Annotated in this window: 15 protein-coding genes; 7 read left to right on the top strand and 8 right to left on the bottom strand. The window is 41.2% G+C overall.

All coding sequences use genetic code 11. The features are described 5' to 3' along the window. The first annotated feature begins 60 nt into the window (after positions 1-60). Complete coding sequence (locus ACHB7C_RS01580; protein ID WP_395346214.1) at positions 61-1473, top strand: MFS transporter; 1413 nt, start codon at positions 61-63, stop codon at positions 1471-1473. Between the two features lie 165 nt (positions 1474-1638). Here the strand turns inward: ACHB7C_RS01580 and ACHB7C_RS01575 are convergent, their stop codons facing one another. From ACHB7C_RS01575 to ACHB7C_RS01555, 5 genes are all read right to left on the bottom strand, one after another. Next, complete coding sequence (locus ACHB7C_RS01575; protein WP_042844114.1) at positions 1639-2601, bottom strand: sugar-binding transcriptional regulator; 963 nt, start codon at positions 2599-2601, stop codon at positions 1639-1641. Between the two features lie 162 nt (positions 2602-2763). Beyond that, the gene (gene dhaL, locus ACHB7C_RS01570; RefSeq protein WP_042844115.1) at positions 2764-3417 is read right to left on the bottom strand and encodes a dihydroxyacetone kinase subunit DhaL; all 654 of its coding nucleotides are present in this window, start codon (positions 3415-3417) and stop codon (positions 2764-2766) included. 11 nt (positions 3418-3428) lie between these two features. Further along, on the bottom strand, positions 3429-4430 hold the full coding sequence (locus tag ACHB7C_RS01565) for a dihydroxyacetone kinase subunit DhaK (RefSeq protein WP_042844116.1): 1002 nt from the start codon (positions 4428-4430) through the stop codon (positions 3429-3431). Between the two features lie 12 nt (positions 4431-4442). Further along, entirely contained in the window at positions 4443-5714 is a 1272-nt protein-coding gene (locus ACHB7C_RS01560; RefSeq protein ID WP_042844117.1) for an MFS transporter, read from the bottom strand. A 128-nt stretch (positions 5715-5842) separates the two neighbouring features. Then, complete coding sequence (locus tag ACHB7C_RS01555) at positions 5843-6955, bottom strand: alcohol dehydrogenase catalytic domain-containing protein (RefSeq protein ID WP_042844118.1); 1113 nt, start codon at positions 6953-6955, stop codon at positions 5843-5845. 323 nt (positions 6956-7278) lie between these two features. Between ACHB7C_RS01555 and rpiB the strand changes: the two genes are divergently transcribed. Continuing rightward, positions 7279-7731 (top strand): ribose 5-phosphate isomerase B, encoded by a 453-nt coding sequence (gene rpiB / locus ACHB7C_RS01550; RefSeq protein WP_042844119.1) that lies wholly within the window; start codon positions 7279-7281, stop codon positions 7729-7731. A 21-nt stretch (positions 7732-7752) separates the two neighbouring features. After that, complete coding sequence (tkt, locus tag ACHB7C_RS01545; RefSeq protein WP_395346210.1) at positions 7753-9762, top strand: transketolase; 2010 nt, start codon at positions 7753-7755, stop codon at positions 9760-9762. Positions 9763-9860: 98 nt separating this feature from the next. Here the strand turns inward: tkt and ACHB7C_RS01540 are convergent, their stop codons facing one another. Beyond that, a complete protein-coding gene (locus ACHB7C_RS01540) occupies positions 9861-10625 on the bottom strand; it encodes an SDR family oxidoreductase (RefSeq protein ID WP_395346579.1) in 765 nt (254 codons plus the stop codon). 493 nt (positions 10626-11118) lie between these two features. On the opposite strand from ACHB7C_RS01540, the gene fetA reads away from it, so the two are divergent. Together fetA and fetB are read left to right on the top strand one after the other, a co-directional pair. Next, positions 11119-11769, top strand: a complete 651-nt coding sequence (gene fetA / locus ACHB7C_RS01535; protein ID WP_042844123.1) for an iron efflux ABC transporter ATP-binding subunit FetA — start codon at positions 11119-11121, stop codon at positions 11767-11769. A 12-nt stretch (positions 11770-11781) separates the two neighbouring features. Next, entirely contained in the window at positions 11782-12558 is a 777-nt protein-coding gene (gene fetB / locus ACHB7C_RS01530; RefSeq protein WP_042844124.1) for an iron efflux ABC transporter permease subunit FetB, read from the top strand. A 65-nt stretch (positions 12559-12623) separates the two neighbouring features. Here fetB and ACHB7C_RS01525 read toward each other — a convergent pair whose 3' ends face one another. Further along, positions 12624-13652 (bottom strand): LacI family DNA-binding transcriptional regulator, encoded by a 1029-nt coding sequence (locus ACHB7C_RS01525; protein WP_042844126.1) that lies wholly within the window; start codon positions 13650-13652, stop codon positions 12624-12626. A gap of 237 nt (positions 13653-13889) precedes the next feature. Here ACHB7C_RS01525 and ACHB7C_RS01520 point away from each other — a divergent pair, with 237 nt between their 5' ends. After that, positions 13890-14618 (top strand): SDR family oxidoreductase, encoded by a 729-nt coding sequence (locus tag ACHB7C_RS01520; RefSeq protein WP_042844127.1) that lies wholly within the window; start codon positions 13890-13892, stop codon positions 14616-14618. A 45-nt stretch (positions 14619-14663) separates the two neighbouring features. Next, positions 14664-16292, top strand: coding sequence for an FGGY-family carbohydrate kinase (locus ACHB7C_RS01515; protein ID WP_349483584.1), 1629 nt, complete (start codon positions 14664-14666; stop codon positions 16290-16292). Positions 16293-16409: 117 nt separating this feature from the next. Here the strand turns inward: ACHB7C_RS01515 and ACHB7C_RS01510 are convergent, their stop codons facing one another. Beyond that, complete coding sequence (locus ACHB7C_RS01510) at positions 16410-16733, bottom strand: hypothetical protein (RefSeq protein WP_225832900.1); 324 nt, start codon at positions 16731-16733, stop codon at positions 16410-16412. Positions 16734-16849 lie beyond the last annotated feature (116 nt).

Raw genomic sequence — 16849 nt, 5'->3', positions numbered from 1 at the left:
GTATCAGGATAATGCATTCATTATAGTCCCCATTTATTTGTCTGTCTAAATGGGAAAAATATGAACCGACACCAAAGTATTGCGCTATTTGTTTTATTACTGGCAGGTTTTGTGACAATTTTTGATTTGTTTGTTGTCAATGTAGCCATTGTAAGTATCCAGCAATCATTGAATGCCAATCTGACACAAATCACACTCATCATTGTCGGCTATGAATTAGCATTTGGGCTGCTGCTGATCACGGGGGGACGATTGGGCGATATTTATGGCAAAAAAAGCTTATATCGTGTCGGAATGACGCTGTTTACAATCACCTCTCTACTTTGCGCTTTAGCACCAACGGCATCTTTATTAGTCACTTCTCGGTTTCTACAAGGGTTATCTGCTGCCTTATTGTTCCCTCAAGTCTATTCCAGTATCCGCATTAATTTTAATGAGCAGACAGCTAAAAAAGCCTTTGGCTATCTGGGAATGAGTTTAGGATTGGCCGCTATTGCTGGGCAAGCTTTAGGGGGTTGGTTAATTACACTCGACCTGTTTGGCTTAGGCTGGCGGACAATTTTTCTAGTCAACCTCCCCATTGGTGCGGTAGCTGTTTTTTTATCGGGTTTTCTACTTGAAGGCCATCGAATGAAAGTGAATTTAGATTGGTATGGTGTATTCCTGTCCAGTAGCGGTATTTGTTGCGCATTATTTCCATTACTCATGCTACCCGTCTGGGGATGGTCAACGATAGGCACAGTATTACTCATTAGTGGGATTATGCTTCTTACCTTATTCGTCTATCAAGAAAAACGATTAGAAAAGCAAGGAAAAGCACCGTTATTTACCCTATCCATTTTAACCCATCGTGACTTTGTCATTGGGCTTTTGGTTGTCATGAGCGTGTACGCAACATCATCTGCTTTCCCTTTGATGCTATCGTTGCTACTGCAAAAAGGCATGGGCTTAACCCCTTTTTTATCCGGTTTAATATTTGTTCCTTCAAGTATTGGTTTTGTTATCTCATCAATTATAACGCCATATTGGACTCGTCGTTATGGTGACCGAGTCATATTTTGGGGGGCCATATTCTACGCAATAAGTTATGTGCTACTCCTGATAGCATTGTATGCTTTTTCATTAAACAGCCCAGTGGAATGGCTATCTCCAATATTATTCTTCATCGGCTTTACACAAGGCATGATTATGACGCCAATGTTAAATCTCGTGTTAGCAAAAGTCACCCCTGAGCTTGTCGGCCAAGCATCAGGTTTTACCGCAACACTACAACAAATTGGCGCGGCGATGGGGGCGACAAGTGTTTCGGTCATTATGCAATATGCATTGGCGGCTATGCCAAAACAATTACCATTTGAACAATTAAAATGGGCCATCAGTTGGGGGCTAGGGTTTAATGTATTGATGGCAATCTGTGCCGCTGTTTTGTTATTGATGATCACTGGGTGGTTGACCTTGCTGTATAAAAAATAGCTTGCAGCACGGTTTCGCTATCAACGTAGCTCTCGGCATGGTGGTTTGCTTTTACAGCATCACCATGCCGCTTAAAAAAGACAAAATCAATCACCCTTAGGAAGATTGTCATGTGCCATAGGCTCACCAACAGGGTTATTGCTTATTTAAGATAGGTGTCGTCCATTATTGGGACATTTTTAAAATCGTCCGCACATTGCTGGCACTAGTGGCGATAATATCAATCGCCCCAGTACGTAAGGCCCCCATGATCGCCATCGCTTTTGATGACTCAGATGCAATCGCAATTACACAGGGGATTTTTCTCAGCTCATCAATACTTAAACCAATCACCCGGTCATTCATGACAGTGTCTACATGTTGCCCTTGTGCATTAAAAAAATCATAACCCGCAATATCCCCAATAACCCCTTGATTTAAGCTGGCATCAACAATTTCACGAGGCGTAAACCAACCTAGCTTAACCATATAGCTGTCTTCATTCATGTCACCAATACCAATCAACGCTATATCCGCTTTACGGGCGCGATCTAAGGTTTCCTTGATGGTACCGTTTTTCATGAATGACTGTTTTAATTCGTTATTTTCAACATAGGCTGGTGCATATAAGGTTTCACTGGTTCCACCAAATTTTTTCGCTAATCGGCGGCTGATATGGTCTGCATTAATCGAATCACCAGGGCGATGAGTCCCGCCTATCCCACAGATAAAACGGCAATCTTTTTCAGGTACAGCTCCTCCGCTGTCTGCCACAACCGCCACATTGCGCCCTTGCCCTACAGTAACAATCATATTGTCGCGTAATGTGGTTGATAAATAATTGGCAACCAACGTTCCAACTTGATAGCGTTGCTCTTCTTCATCTGGATGGTCTAATGCGATTAATGCACGGGATATTGGAAAACGAGAGAGTAATTGTTGCTCTAACTGAGTACTAAAAATAGGATGATAGCGTACGTTGATCTCAACAATGCCTTCCTCTTTGGCACGCTTTAATAGGCGCCCCACCTTAATCCGCGATATACCAAACTTATTGGCGATCTCTTCCTGAGTAATTTCATCACGATAATACGCTATCGCAATTTCAGTGAGTAGCTCGATATCGGAAGATGTTTGTGATCTATCCATAAGATAGTGGTTTCCTCTTTATTGGTGTTAATCGCAACAAGGATAATAAGGTTTTAGTATAGCGTTTCTAGTGGCAATTAATAAGTAAGTTGTAAAATAGAGTGGATATATACGCCTAAACAACGGTGACGTATATATCCATATAATGACTAGGTTAGGTAATCAGGCATTAGCTAGAGCAGCTTGTTTTTCGACACTTTGAGCCAATTGACATAACAAGAGACAGCAAGAGGTTGCTCCCGCATCTAACACGCCTCTTGAACGCTCACCTAAACGGCTTGCACGACCAATTTTTGCCACTAAATCCAATGTGGAATCACGCCCTGCAATCGCAGCTTCTTGCATTGCGTCAAGCGCTTGTTTAAAGCTTTTACCTGATGTTGTCGCTTCTTCGAATGCTTGGGTCGCGGGGATCAACGTGTCCATTAAACACTTATCACCAACAGTGGCACTGCTGATATCTTGTAATTCAGATAACCCATTTTGTAGCATGGCGAGAAAATCTTGTTGCGTTAGCTCTGTTTTACCTGAAATGCTGTCAGACATGCCCATAAAGAAGCTACCATACAACGGCCCCATTGACCCGCCAATACCTTCCATCAACGCATCTGAAATTTCTTCAAACCCTTCACTCAATGATAGTTGACGACCTTCAATTGCCTTGGCACATAAATTGAAACCTTTTGCCATATTGATCCCATGGTCACCATCACCAATAGCACCATCAATTTCGCTCAGGTATTCACGGTTTGTCACAATAATATTCACTAAATCAAGGGTTACTTCACTGCCACAATCCGTTGATATAACTTGCATAACTGGCTCCTTTACTTAACCTGAGTTAAACCTAATGAATACGCAGGTACATCCATCAGTGTTTTTAATTCATCATCTACCTTCATTAAGGTTAGAGTAACGCCCATCATTTCTAATGAAGTAAAGTAATTACCTACGTAATTGCGAACAATGCGCACACCTTTCTCACTCAATTGTTTTTCAACTTCTGCGTAGTAAATATACAGTTCCATTACGGGAGTCGCGCCCAATCCAGAAACTAGCACCACGACTTCATCCCCTTGTTTTGCCTGCATATCATCTAAGATTGGCGTTAACATGGTTTGAGCCATTTGTGCAGCAGATTGAATTGGCATGATTTCAATACCCGGCTCACCATGGTGCCCAATGCCTAATTCCATCATGCCATCTTCAATATGAAAATTAGGATGCCCTACCGCTGGAATGGTGCAAGACGTTAGACCGACACCAATAGAATGGCAGTTATTAATAGCTTTTTGCGCTGCGCCAATCACGCCATCTAGGTCATAACCTTTACTGGCGGCGGCGGCACCAACTTTCCACATTAAAATTTCACCGGCTACACCACGACGCTTTTCTTTTTCGCTGGCGGGTGCTGAGGCAACATCATCGGTTGCCACCACCGTTTTAATTTTCATGCCCGCTTTTTCAGCTTTTTTCATCGCCATTTTGACGTTCATGTTATCGCCTGCATAGTTGCCATATAAGCAAGCAACACCAGCGCCACTGTCAGCCGCTTTAAAGGCATCTAAGAATGCGCCTGCGGTTGGTGAGGAAAAAATTTCGCCAATCGCCACCGCATCTAGCATATTTTCGCCAACATAACCTAAAAATGCAGGTTCATGACCAGAACCCCCGCCGGTGACAATCCCTACTTTTCCTGGTACTGGCGCTTGTGGATATTTTAAAACCCGAGCGTTCTCCGTTTGCGCAAAATATTCAGGGTGCGCTTTCAAATAGCCTTGAATCGCATCTTCAACAACAAGATCAGGTTCATTAATGATTCTATTCATAATTCCCTCAATTTACTTATTTTCTGGTGTTAGCTGCATCTTTGCTGACTGTTCAAGCAGTTCTTGCGGTACAGTGATAAATTTCATCAGTATCGCACTAAATAAATAAAGCCCTGAGAAGATCCAAATCACGCCCAATGCCCCAACACTACTAATGAATATCCCTACTAATGCTGGACCAACAAAGGTACTTAACCCAGCACCTAAGTTAAGTACTGACATTGCGGCACCTTTGTTTTCAGGAGCTAGCGTTGGCATGATAGCTGAAAGTGGCACATATCCTGCCAAGCATGCGCCAAACAAACCGGCGGCAATCATCATCAGGGTATAACTGTGACCGAAATAGTACGGTACGTAATAAAACATTAGGGTACAAATCATACAACCGACACAACCGAACCAAATCACAATATTGCGCCAACCAATTCGGTCACTCACAACACCAAAAATAAGGTTAAAGGCAATATTGACAGTCCAAAGTGCGGCATAGATATGTAACCATTCTGTTCGAGAAAAACCAAAGTCAGCGAGAAACATTGGCATGAAGATCACAAAACCATATGCCGCTGATGTGTTAATGGTTCTTACAATGCCCCCTAAACCGATTTTAGGGTTTTCAAATGCGATGGTAATTCCTTTAAATAAATAGCTGAGCGAAACTTTTTCTTTTGGTTTGTCTTGTACATCGCCCGCTTTATTGCGATTGAGCGCTATCGCTATAAATGCCCCAATAGTGACAAATATCAGCCCACTCCATAACGTCGCCATTTCACCGAGAATAGGTAATGCATAACTTGAATACATCACGCCTAATACACCTAGCCCGCCACTATAAACGAACCAGAAAATTCCGACGGCTGAACCTAATTTTTTAATAGGTGCTTCATACGCTACCCAAACTAAAAAACCATAAGCAAACATTGGATAACCAAACCCGCGTAAGGCATAAGTTGGGACCATGATAGATAAACTATTGCTTGGCAGCCCGACGGATAAGAAAATAACCGAGCCAATCACAAACATCACAAAGCCAAAAATCATCACTCGACGCGCCGTATAAATCTCAGCAAGCACCCCTGATAACCATGCGGCAACCGCTGCAAAAAAACCATATACACTAAAAAGTAATGAAGATTCTTCAATACTCATTCCACGGCTAATAATAAAAGGCGATAGCCAACCTTGTTCTAGCCCTTCCCCCATCATAAAGATAAGGACGCCAAAATAGCCAAGTAGTAACTTTGGTGAAAAACCCGTTACTTTAGACAATTTATTGATTATCATATCGTTAACCTCAGTGCTTGTTCGCTGGGTTAGGACCTGAATAACAAGCCTTGGTAGGGTGACATTTATTCAGGTCCAATTTTTATCGTTATTTTTTATTTCGCGTTTAATTTGAACCGGCTACAGCATTATAGGTTCGGGTCTAAGACCACTTTAATATGCGGGTCACCTTTCGCCATCATAGAAAAGCCTTCTGCGAATTTTTCTAATGGTAAGATATCAGTGACGACACCTTTTGTTGGGAAATCACCATTACCGATACCTTCAATGACTAACGGGTAGCAATATGGGCCTAGGTGAGAACCTAATAAGTCCAGTTCCTTACGGTCGCTAATAATGCTCCAATCAACGGTCACTGGGTCTTTAAATACAGAGAACTCGACAAATGTTCCAAGTTTACGGATCATTTTCAGCCCCTGTTCTACAGATTTTGGTGCGCCTGTCGCTTCAATGTAGATATCGCAACCGTAGCCTTCCGTCATGTCTTTAACGATTTTATCCACATCATCACGTTTCGGATTCAATACGATATCCGCGCCAAATTCTTTTGCTAGTTCAAGGCGTTTATCAAAGAGGTCTAAAACAACCAGTTTTCCAGCACCAGACTTTTTAATCGCACCAATCATTCCTAAGCCTAATGTTCCTGCGCCTGAAAGTACTACCACATCCCCCAATTTGACATTGGCGCGCTGCACTGCATGTAAGGAGCAAGCATAAGGCTCAATCAAAATGGCATCTTCAATTGGCATATCAACAGGAACATGGTAGTTAATCGCTTCTTTAGTGAATTTCATGTATTGAGCCATACCGCCATTCACATTTTTTTGGAAGCCATACAGGTCATGTTTTTCACACATCCAATATTCACCACGTTTACAAAAACGGCACTCCCAACATGGGACGATTTGTTCGGAAATAACACGGTCGCCCAATGCAAAACCTTCTACCTTTGAACCAAAACCAACAACATGACCAATAAACTCATGCCCTGGGATCATCGGCGCTTTAATATACGCAGGTTGTTCATCATCCCCCCAAAAACTTGGGGCACCTTCGAAGGCTTTCACATCACCTGCACAAATACCGCAAGCTTCTACACGCACTAGAATTTCTTCTTCACTAATTTTTGGCACATCCACCGTTTCTAAACGGTAATCTTTCGGTGCATAAGCAACCACGGCTTGCATTTTTTCTGGGATGCCTGCGCTCATCGTTGCTTTTGAATCACAGTGTTCACACATAGTTCTATCCTCGGCGGTTTATAAAATGAACATAAGTTCAATGAAGATACAAATTAACCATACCTTCTTTTCTTTATCCTTGCCCATAACCAGATTGTCAAAGTGTGATTTAGAGCAAATATTCTTATAAAATAGCTTTTAAACGACTACTTTTCGCTATTTATCGAAAAAAAATGTAATTTAAAGCCCTAGATCACAGAATCAAGCATACCAAAAATAAAAACATATGTTCACCTATTGATTATTTGTTCATAAGATCCTATTTTCTATTAAGTACAATTGAATAGTTAATGAACATTTGTTCAACCATAAGGATCTCTATCATGCTATCTATTGCCATTGGTGCTGATGACGCTGCATTTGAAATGAAAGATTTAATTAAAGCTCATTTAAAAGAGCTAAATATTGAAGTGACAGATTACTGCTTAAAGACTGGGGTTGAAGATGAAATGTACCCCGACGTTGCTCATGCCGTCGCCACCGCCATCACACAAGGTAAACACCAACGCGGAATTTTAATTTGTGGCACGGGTATTGGGATGTCTATCGTAGCCAATAAAGTTGCGGGGATACGTGCAGCGCTTTGCCATGATACTTACTCAGCAGAGCGGGCACAAAAAAGCAATGACGCGCAAATTATCACTTTCGGAGCACGGGTAATAGGCCCCGAATTAGCCAAAATAATCGTCGACACATGGCTAGCTTCCCATTATGAAGGGGGACGTTCAGCACCCAAAGTAGCCCGTATTAGTGAATATGAAAATGGGGAACGTTAGTTTTAATTTGGGAGTTTTGTTATGTGCACACAAACACAAAATAAATTAGCAAATGCAATCCGCTTTCTTTCAATCGATGCTGTACAACAGGCAAATTCGGGTCACCCAGGTGCCCCTATGGGGATGGCAGACATTGCTGAAGTATTATGGAGAGACTACTTACAACATAACCCAGCCGACCCCTGCTGGCCTAATCGCGACCGTTTTGTGTTATCAAATGGCCACGCCTCAATGTTGCTATACAGTTTGCTTCATTTAACGGGCTATGATGTTTCTATCGAGGACTTAAAGCAGTTTAGACAATTACATTCAAAAACGCCTGGTCATCCTGAATTAGGCTACACACCGGGAGTTGAAACCACCACAGGCCCTCTGGGACAAGGTATTGCTAATGCTGTAGGAATGGCTATCGCGGAAAAAACACTAGCGGCTACCTTTAACCGCTCAGGTTTCCCTGTTGTCGATCATTTTACTTATACTTTCCTCGGTGATGGCTGTTTGATGGAAGGGATTTCCCATGAGGTTTGCTCTTTAGCAGGGACTCTTAAGCTCAATAAGCTGATTGCTTTTTATGACGATAACCAGATCTCTATCGATGGTGATGTACAAGGCTGGTTCACCGATGATACCGCACAACGCTTTGAAGCCTATGGTTGGCATGTTATTAGAGCCATTGATGGGCATTCGCGTCCTGCAATTAAAGCCGCGATTGAGCAAGCCCATCAACAAACCTCTAAACCAACATTGATTATTTGTCGCACCACTATCGGATATGGCTCCCCCAATAAAGCGGGAACAGCGAGTTCACATGGTGCTCCCCTTGGGAACGATGAAATTGCATTAACGCGTCAACAATTAGGCTGGGAGTACCCACCTTTTGAAATCCCTGAAGAGATTTACCAACCATGGAATGCAATAGAGCGTGGTGCTGAACAGCAATTACGTTGGGAACAGGCTCTACGGGAATATGCCAAGCAATATCCCGAATTAGCCCTTCAATTAAACCAGCGCTTATCAAACCAACCCACCGGATCATTTAGTTCAGTTATCAATGAGTACATTCAGCACCTGAATAATAACCCAGCAGAAATTGCCACTCGTCAGGCTTCACAAAATGCTCTCAATATTATCGGCCCTGTTTTACCTGAGCTAATGGGTGGCTCGGCAGATTTAGCGCCGAGTAACCTGACTTACTGGTCAGGCTCAAAACCTATCAATGAATATCCTGCGGGTAATTATATTCATTATGGTGTACGGGAATTTGGCATGACTGCCATTGCCAATGGTATTGCATTACACGGAGGGTTTCGCCCTTACACCGCAACCTTTTTGATGTTCTGTGAATATGCTCAAAATGCGGTACGCATGGCCGCCTTAATGAAATTACCGCAAATTCTGATTTACACCCATGATTCGATTGGCTTAGGTGAAGATGGACCGACTCATCAACCGGTCGAACAATTAGCCGCATTGCGGGCTACTCCCAACCTTTCCGTATGGCGGCCCTGTTGCCAAGTAGAAACCGCAGTTGCTTGGCAACAAGCCATACTGCAACAAAATAAGCCGACGGCCTTAGTCCTTTCAAGGCAAAATCTCCATCAGCACTCACGTACCTCTGAGCAACTTACCTGTATCCAGCGTGGGGGGTATATTTTACGAAGTAATAGCCAATCACCTGAGTTATTGTTAATTGCGACGGGCTCTGAGGTCACCTTGGCGGTTGAAGCCTGGCAGGTTTTAACCGCACAGGGTTTTAACGTCAATGTTATATCAATGCCATCCACTGATACTTTTGATAAACAACCTGATGAATATAAACAACAGGTTTTACCTAATCATGTTCGTCAACGTATTGCCATTGAAGCTAGCATTGATGATTACTGGCGTAAATATGTTGGCTTGGATGGGTTAATAATGGGAATGAATAGCTTTGGCGAATCTGCACCTGCTAAGCAGTTATTTGACTATTTTGGTTTCACTGTTGAAAAGCTAATTAGTATGTCACTTTCATTATTACAGGCCGATAAATAATTAAAGCTAAGTTTTATTAAAATTCGTTATCCTACTTTGTAATTATTATTACAAGCCAAATAATAACATTATTATTTGGCTTATTTTTAATTAGATAATTATTGAATACTATATCCACCATCAATAACTAAATTATGTCCAGTGATCATATCAGATGCATCACTGGCTAAAAATAACGCACATGCCGCAATTTCTGACGGTTCAGCAAAACGTCTAGCAGGAATTTTTTCTTTCATTTCATCACCTTTCTCCCCTTCCCATGCTTTTTTACCTAATTCCGTCATCACAATAGTTGGAGAAATTGCATTAGTTTGTATCCCTTTAGGGCTCCACTCCAGCGCTAATACTTGAGTTAAGCCAATGATCGCTGCTTTACTGGCACAATATGCGGCATGCTGATCTAAAGCAATGACCCCTGCTTGGGAAGCCATATTAATTATCTTCCCTTTTCCTTGTTTAATCATGATATTACCAACTGCCTGACAAACAAGAAAGGTACCTTTTAAGTTTACATTCATGGTTAAGTCCCAATCAGACTCTGCTAAATCTTCCGCTGGAGCTAATGCCACAATCCCCGCACTATTTACAGCAATATCCAATGAGCCATAATGCTGTAAAACCTGTTGAACCATTTGTGAAACTGACTCAGAATTTGTGATATCACATTGAATACCTAAGCTATTTCCTAGCGTTTTAGCTACCTCAGTAACCTTTTCTGATTTATCAACTAAGGCAACTTTAGCCCCTTTCTCGGCATATAACTGAGCAATGGCGAGCCCAATACCTGCGGCTCCCCCTGTGATCACGGCCACTTTACCATCAAGAGAAAAGTTGGTGTTATATCCACTAAATTTTTTCATTATAATTCCTTAACATCATGATGTGATATTTAATAAAAATATAATATGAATACGATGGTGAAACTGAAACACCATGATATTCGATGAGAGTTAATTAATATTTAGTTTTACTAATATAATAGTGTTACAGGTTTAAATCTATATTTATAATTTATAAAAATGAGCCACTTCTCATATTATTAGAAATGAAAAATATGATTAAGAACATTTGTTCATAATTAAATTCAAACTGATTATTTGTTTATATTAACATGAGTATTTAATCCATTTTTTCGATAGCACAATGACAGATTATAAAACAATCATAGTCCCCTATTGATAGTCCTTTAACCACTATCTGCATAATACAGTATAAATTTAGCAATAACTGGCGCATAATATTAGTTATATCTAAATTGATATTGAACAACGTAAATGTACTGTCATCAGATAAAATAATGGAATGGGTATCATTCGCGTTAAACTGCGTATTTTAGTTAAATAGGTCATTGATAATATGGAACAAAACCATTTACTGCTACAGTTGAAGGATATTGGTTATACCATTGATGGGAAAACAATTCTCGATAATGTGCAGATTAACCTACAAGCAGGTGATTTCAAATTAATCACAGGGCCTTCCGGTTGTGGAAAAAGCACCTTATTAAAAATAGTGGCATCTTTAATTTCCCCCACTCAAGGTTCGATCACCTTCAAGGGAAAAGATATCAATACTATTTTACCAGAAACCTATCGCCAACAAGTTTCATACTGTACGCAAACGCCTGCTTTATTTGGCACAACAGTATATGATAATTTGGCATTTCCATACCAAATAAGAAAGTTACCTTTCAATAAAGATAAGATAATAAGTGACTTAAACTATTTCTCACTGCATGAAACTATTTTAGAAAAAGGTATCAATGAGCTTTCTGGTGGGGAAAAACAACGTATTTCTCTTATCCGTAACTTACAATTTTTACCGCAAATTTTGCTATTAGATGAAATAACCAGTGCCCTTGATGAAGAAAATAAAATCAAAGTAAATGAATTTATTCACCACCTTACCACTGATAAAAAAATCGGGGTGTTGTGGGTAACCCATGACCAAGATGAAATATCTCATACCAATGAGGTTATTACCCTTCCCATTCATCATGAAGAATAATAGGATATTACTGTGCACCAACCAGCCATCTCCAATGAATCACTAACATTTTCGGTCATGTTAGTTTTAGTGGCTATTTTTATTAGCCATAAAGAAAAACTTTCCCTAGAAAAAGATATAATTTGGAGTACCTGTCGAGCTATCATCCAGCTACTAATAGCGGGTTATATCTTAAAATACATCTTCAATGTTGATCATAAACTGCTCACCATCGCCTTAGTCATGTTTATTTGCGTTAATGCTGCGTGGAATGCCAAAAAAAGAAGTAAGTATATTGATAAAGTTTATGTTACGGCATTAATAGCGATTACATCTGGTACATTCCTAACGCTGCTTATCCTAATATTATCCAACGCAATAGAATTTACGCCTATGCAAGTCATCCCTATAACGGGCATGATAGCCGGGAATGCGATGATAGCCGTAGGATTATGCTTTAATAACCTTGGTCAACGTTTTGCCAGCCAACAGCAACAAATCCAAGAAATGCTGAGCTTGGGAGCAACACCGAAAGTGGCTTCTGCTTCCATAATCCGCGATAGTATTCGCGCATCATTAATCCCCACGGTTGATTCAGCTAAAACAGTTGGAATTGTTAGCCTTCCCGGCATGATGTCGGGGTTAATTTTTGCAGGCGTTGACCCACTGCAAGCGGTCAAATACCAAATTATGGTGACATTTATGCTACTGGGAACCGCCAGCCTTTCAACTATCTTGGCCGGTTATATGACTTATACCAAGTTTTATAATCAACGGCATCAACTCTTAGTCACAACACTCAATAAGTAATTCGCCATAGCCCGCCTGTAAGTTAATTTTGTGCAGGCGGTTTCAATCATCATTATTAGCGTGGATTAGCTTATTCCTACTGGCAAGACTTCAATCAGTTGAGCTTGGCTATTTTCGTTATCAATTAAATTAAAAATATGATTAAGCATAGTAGGCACATCTTGTTTAACCATTTCAATATCATTACCTAGCAATGCAACAAATGGGTCCCAGTCGAAACAACCTAAATTAGGTTGTTGTAACCCAGTATACCCTTTATGCCCTAACCAACGCATCACTCCTTCTAATGAAATTGTTGAATTAATAAATAAGCCACATTCCGCTATCTTTTGCGGGTCATTATTATGCTGCTTAAAGAAAACAGAGAGCGCTTTTTCTGCTTTTTCAGGCGCATAGCCACAAGCCAAAATATTTTCACTGGGGACATCTATGCTTAGCTCGCGATGGGCATCAATAAACCCGCGAATACGCTCGCGAGTATTATGATCATGCTCACGTCCACCAATAAAAATTAGAGCGGCGCCCTGTATAAGTGGCGTTTTTTGTTTGCGCAAAATACGTTGGGTTAGCGTTTTCGCCCCGAGATAATTGTCTGAAATGACCGAAGGCGCCAATGTGCCCGGCAAGTCTAAATTCAAAGTAGGCACGCCGGAGACTTGGCAGATTTCCGTAATTTTATCGGGGTTGGTTGCCCCTGTCGAAATCAACCAATCCACCTGATATGAAAGCATAGCGCGTGCCGCTTCAATTTCGAGTTTAGGATCACGTCGCGTACAGGTGATAATAGGAAATAGCCCTCTTTCACGTGCCATTTCCTCAAAATGCTCAACAATTGAACCGAAATAACGGTTGTCATATTTGGGTACTAACATGCCGATAATTTTAGACTTATTGCTGCGTAATAAGCTGGCCTGCTTATTTACAGAATAATTTTGTTCTTCCGCGATACGCATTACTTTCTGTGCAAGCTGTGCGCTAATCCGCCTTTTTTGCCAATTTCCATTGAGTACAGCACTCACCGCACTGGCTGAAACCCCCGCTAATTCTGCAAGGTCGTAGATCGTTGTTTTCTTATTTTGTCTGATCTTTGTCACAGATTCATATCTCCATTTTTTACTAGCTTGACACCAAAGTAGAAAAGTCGCAATACTGCTACATCGATTGAGCAGAACTGAAATTGATGAATTCTGAGCTGATATAAAACAAAAAAATATTATCAGTCTTTCATATGTAGCCACCTGTCCGTTCCTGTGACTCATTGTCATTTCATTGATTTCACAATGCTTTTTATTCTTATATTTCCGCTAAAATACCCAATTGGAGTAAAAATTATGGCTATTTCCATTGAAAACAAAGTCGCAGCAATCACAGGTGCCGCTTCTGGTATCGGTCTTGAGTGTGCTCGTACACTGATCAAAGCAGGCGCTAAAGTCGTTTTGATAGACCGTGCTGAAGAAAGATTGAATCAACTCGTGGCTGAACTTGGCGAAAACGCTATTCCATTAGTCATCGATTTGATGAACCCCAAACAAGTTGATGGGATGTTAGATGAAATCCTAAAAAAAGCAGGTCGTTTAGATATCTTCCATGCCAATGCGGGTGCCTATATTGGTGGGCCCGTTGCTGAAGGCGACCCCGATGTATGGGATAAGGTATTGAATTTAAATATTAATGCAGCTTTTCGTAGTGTTCGTGCCGTATTACCACATTTTATTGCTCAAAAGTCTGGCGATGTATTATTCACCAGTTCAATCGCTGGGGTCGTTCCTGTGATCTGGGAACCAATTTACACTGCATCAAAATTTGCCGTTCAAGCGTTTGTCCATTCTACGCGCCGCCAAGTCTCTGAGCATGGTGTGCGTGTTGGTGCAGTATTACCAGGCCCTGTTGTCACCGCACTACTCGACGATTGGCCGCAGGAAAAAATGGATGAGGCATTAGCTAATGGCAGTTTAATGCAACCGATTGAAGTGGCTGAAGCCGTTTTATTCATGTTGACGCGCCCCAAAAATGTCACTATCCGTGATTTAGTTATCGTTCCAAATAGCGTCGACCTCTAACCTACCAACTTGTCATAGATTACAGCACACATCTTGGAGGAAAAAATGAGTAATCCAACGACCTCATTAAATAATAATGACAATGTCGTTATTGGTATTGATGTTGGCACCGGTAGCGCGCGTGCCGGTGTTTTTGATATGGCTGGTAATATGCTAGCCTCAGCCAAACATGATATTTCACTTTTTCGCGATAGCGCTAATTTTGCGGAACAGTCGAGTAATGAAATATGGAAAGCAGTTTGTTACTGTGTCAAACAAGCGATCACCTCTTCTAATGTAAAACCACAACAAGTGGTTGGAGTCGGTTTTGATGCAACCTGCTCACTCGTCGTCATTGGACACGATAAGCACCCGATCACTGTTAGCCCGTCGAATGACCCTGAACGTAACATCATTGTGTGGATGGATCATCGAGCGACTGAACAAGCAGAGCGTATTAACCAGTTAAAACACCCAGTTTTAAATTATGTGGGCGGCAAAATTTCTCCAGAAATGGAAACACCAAAGATATTGTGGTTAAAAGAAAATTTACGCCAAACCTATGATAACGCATGGCAGTTTTTTGATTTAGCTGATTTTTTGACATGGAAATCAACGGGTTCACTGGCACGCTCAACCTGCACCGTCACCTGCAAATGGACCTACCTTGCCCATGAAAAACGTTGGGATGCTGATTATTTCCAACAAGCTGGTTTATCTGAACTGGTCGAAGAAAATTTCTCCCGCATTGGGCAACAAATCGTTGAGCCGGGCACGCCTTGTGGTTCAGGGTTAACAGAACAGGCCGCACAGCAAATGGGCTTACTCGCAGGCACTCCTGTTGCTGCCGGTATGATTGATGCTCATGCAGGAGGGATTGGGACTGTAGGTGTGAACGGTGATGCAACTGCAAATATGGCCTATGTATTTGGTACCTCTTCATGCACCATGACAACCACCAAAGAACCTGTTTTTATACCTGGGGTCTGGGGGCCTTATTATAGCGCTATGGTTCCTGGTATGTGGTTAAACGAAGGGGGGCAAAGTGCCGCTGGTGCTGCAATAGACCAACTGCTTTCATTACACCCAGCCTCAGCGCAAGCTCAAATAACAGCCAAAGGACAAGGGAAATCATTACCTGTCATGCTAGCAGATTTCGTTCTAGAAAAAGCTGATTCTCCTTCTCAATCCGTTGAACTAGCACAAAAAATACATGTTGTCCCAGAATTTCTAGGTAACCGAGCGCCTTTTGCCGATCCACATGCAAGAGCTGTGATTGCAGGTTTAACAATGGATAACAGCATGGAAAATTTACTGTCTTTCTATGTTGCCGGTGTTTGTGGTATTGGGTATGGTTTGAGGCAAATAATTGAAGCACAAGCTAAATCAGGTGCTTCAATCGAAAATATCGTTGTTAGTGGTGGAGCGGGTCAACACCCACTAATCCGCCAATTACTTGCAGACGCATGTGGTGTGCCAGTTATTTCAACCCGAGCAAGTGAACCTGTATTGCTGGGTTCCGCTATCCTAGGTGCTGTTGCAGGAAAAGTCTGTAATGATGTCGCACAGGCTATGAATAAGTTTAGTGCGATTGATTTAACTTACCACCCGAATAAGGCCTATAAAGCGCATCACGATATACGGTTTGCGTCTTTTTTACACTTACAGAAATGCGCTAGAGAGTTAAAAGGTTAAATAACTATTAGCTAGCCTTATCTAGCCTTATAATGAAGAAAGCCGCTTTATGGCTTTCTTCTCTCTGTTCCTGTTTATTTGTATGTTGAACGGATAAAAAGCCCTTACCGACTAATCTCAAAAGCAATATTTTTGCCATAATGCATTTACCATCTCCATCGGTAATAAGTCATAGTCCCCTTCAACCATTGGAATAGACATTGTGACTCTACCATCATTATAGGTATACGCTTTCACAATAAATTTTTTGTACCCTTCTAACTTAGCATTTTTTACGCGAAAAACTTCGCCACAAACATAGCCTAAGTCTCCCTTGTCTGCTGTTTGCCGAATAAAATTATATTTCACGCCTTTAAATGACGCAGATTCAGGATAAGACAAGTAATCTTCCACACTACTTTTTGCCATTTTTACCAAATCAGGTGTTGGAGCATAATTCATCGTTACTCCTAAAATAAAAGAGCACCCAGTTAACAATAAGATTGTGAGCAACTTTATGATATTCATGTTTTTAAGCTCTCATAAACGCAATGACACAGCCAATTGACCAAAATGAC

Origin of the sequence: Providencia sp. 2024EL-00732, from assembly GCF_044006275.1 — a bacterium.
Taxonomy (GTDB): Bacteria; Pseudomonadota; Gammaproteobacteria; order Enterobacterales; family Enterobacteriaceae; genus Providencia; species Providencia huashanensis.
The sequence above is the reverse complement of the archived record's forward strand: the minus strand, read 5'-3'. Positions and strand labels throughout refer to the sequence as shown.